Annotated in this window: 1 protein-coding gene; it reads right to left on the reverse strand. The window is 61.6% G+C overall.

Annotated elements, in window-relative coordinates; genetic code table 11:
* Window positions 1–5: 5 nt before the first annotated feature.
* On the reverse strand, window positions 6–778 hold a 773-nt coding region (gene phnD, locus Q673_RS22830), incomplete at its 5' end, for a phosphate/phosphite/phosphonate ABC transporter substrate-binding protein (RefSeq protein WP_043524299.1).

A 778-nucleotide genomic window follows, 5' to 3' on the forward strand; every position in this document is an offset into this window, starting at 1 on the left:
GTGGGTTACTGGCTGGTCATGGCCGTGGCCGGCGCGTCGTCGGCGCTGGCCTGGAGTTCGTCCATGCGCTGGTTGAGGGCGTCGAGCTGGGCATCCAGCTCGGCCAGCTGGGCTTCGCGCGCCTCGGTGGAGAGGCTGTCGTCATTAGCGACCTGAGCGCGCTCCTTGAATAACTCCAACTGGCGAATCGGCAGCAGCTGGTCGTTACTGGATTCATCGAAACGTGCCCACTGCAGCGGCTCTAGGATCTCGCGCTGAGCCTCGGTCTCGCCGTAGGCGTAGAAGAACTCACGGAGCTCCGCCTTCAGCTCTTCCGGAAGGTTCGTACGCCAGACCAGTGGATCGGAAGGGATCAGTGGCGACTTCCAGATCACCTTGAGCTGCTCGGCCTTCTCAGGGTTAGTGATTTCTAGACGCTCCATACCTTCGGTGTTGAAGGTGGCCACATCGACCTGCTGATTGGCCACGGACAGCGCGTTGGTCTCATGGCTGGAATTCATGGTGCGCTTGAAGGCGGTGGAGGCATCGACGCCGTTCTTCGCGAAGACGTAGTAGCTCGGCACCAGATAACCGGAGGTGGAGTTGGGGTCGCCATTGCCGAAGATCAGCTCGTCAGCACGGCTCAGCATGTCCTCTACACTTTCCACGTCACTGTCGCGGTGAGTGATCAGCAGGCTCCAGTAACCCGGCGAGCCATCGGCAGCCACGGTCTGGGCGAAGATCTCGCCGCCGGCGCGGTCCACGGCTTCCATGGCAGACTTATTGCCGTACCAGGCCA

Source organism: Halomonas sp. PBN3 (genome assembly GCF_000475415.1).
GTDB lineage: Bacteria > Pseudomonadota > Gammaproteobacteria > Pseudomonadales > Halomonadaceae > Halomonas > Halomonas shengliensis.